The 1,465-nt window shown below is 74.3% G+C and carries 1 protein-coding gene and 1 pseudogene; both read right to left on the bottom strand.

Annotated elements, in window-relative coordinates; translation table 11 throughout:
* Nucleotides 1-20: 20 nt before the first annotated feature.
* Nucleotides 21-347: pseudogene (locus CBZ_RS15690) on the bottom strand (transaldolase family protein); the annotation flags it as partial.
* Between the two features lie 70 nt (nt 348-417).
* Nucleotides 418-1,465, bottom strand: a 1,048-nt coding sequence (locus CBZ_RS15685; protein WP_165446807.1) for a transketolase-like TK C-terminal-containing protein, incomplete at its 5' end; no start/stop codon positions are given.

Below are 1,465 nucleotides of genomic sequence, written 5' to 3'. Positions count from 1 at the left end.
CGGGGGACCACCTCGATCTACACACGCCCGTCGACGCCCTGCGTCCGGTCGTACACCGGGCGCAGGACGTCCGCGGCGGCGCGCACGTCGTCCGTGGTGATCTGGAAGACCGCCTCGTCGACGTCCGCGCCCGCCGCGGCGAGCTCCGCGAGCTGGGCGTCGTACGCGTCGCCCTTCGACAGCGCGGTCGCGAAGATCGTCGGGTTGGTCGTCACGCCCACCACGCCGAGGCTCTCGACGAGGTCGGCGAGGTCACCGGTGCGCAGGCGCTCGCGCGACAGGTCGTCGAGCCAGATCGCCACCCCCGCCTCCGTGAGCCGTTCGACCGGGGTGCTGCTCGGTGCCATCGTGCTTCCCCTTCTTCCCACTGACGGCCCCGGGTGCACGGGACCGCTCCGTCCGATCGGGTGCGCGTGCTCAGGCCGGGAGGTCGCCCGTCCCGCTCTGCGTCGGCGTGGCGGCCGCGGCGGACGGCGCCGCGTCGCCGCGGGCGGCCGCGAGCGACTCGTGCGCCGCGGAGACGACGGCCTCGGCGGTGATGCCGAACTCCTCGAAGAGCGTCTCGAACGCCGCGGAGGCGCCGTAGTGCTCGAGCGAGATGGTCCGGCCCGCGTCGCCGACGATCTTGTGCCACGACAGCGCGATGCCCGCCTCGACGGACACGCGGGCCCGCACGGCGGCCGGGAGGACCTGCTCGCGGTACGCCTCGTCCTGCTCGGCGAACCACTCGAGCGACGGCGCCGAGACGACGCGCGTCGGGACGCCCGCAGCCTCGAGGGTCTCGCGCGCCGCGACGGCGAGCTGCACCTCGGAGCCGGTGCCGATGAGGATGACCTCGGGCGCGCCGTTGCTCGCGTCGACGAGCACGTACGCACCGCGCGCGACGCCCTCGGCGCCGGCGAAGCCCTCCTCGCCGCGCGGGAACGTCGGGACGTTCTGCCGCGTGAGGATGAGGCCGACGGGGCCGTCGGTGCGCTCGAGGATCGCCTTCCAGGCCTGCGCGGTCTCGTTGGCGTCGGCCGGGCGGACCACGGACAGGCCGGGGATCGCGCGCAGCGCCGTGAGGTGCTCGACGGGCTGGTGCGTCGGGCCGTCCTCGCCGAGGCCGATCGAGTCGTGCGTCCACACGTAGATCGCCGGGGCGCCCATGAGCGACGCGAGCCGGACGGAGCCGCGCATGTAGTCGGCGAACTGCAGGAACGTGCCGCCGTAGGGGCGCGTCAGGCCGTGCAGCGTGATGCCCGACAGGATCGCGCCCATGCCGTGCTCACGGATGCCGAAGTGCAGCGTGCGGCCGAACTCGTCGCCGCCGAACTCGTGCGTCGAGCGCTTGGCGGGGATGAAGGACGTCGCGCCCTTCATCGTGGTGTTGTTCGAGCCCGCGAGGTCGGCCGAGCCGCCCCACAGCTCGGGCAGCTCCTCGCCGATGGCCGAGAGGACCTCGCCGGACGCGGCGCGCGTCGCG

This window comes from Cellulomonas biazotea, assembly GCF_004306155.1.
Classification (GTDB): domain Bacteria; phylum Actinomycetota; class Actinomycetes; order Actinomycetales; family Cellulomonadaceae; genus Cellulomonas; species Cellulomonas biazotea.
This window is presented reverse-complemented; position numbering and strand designations above follow the sequence as displayed.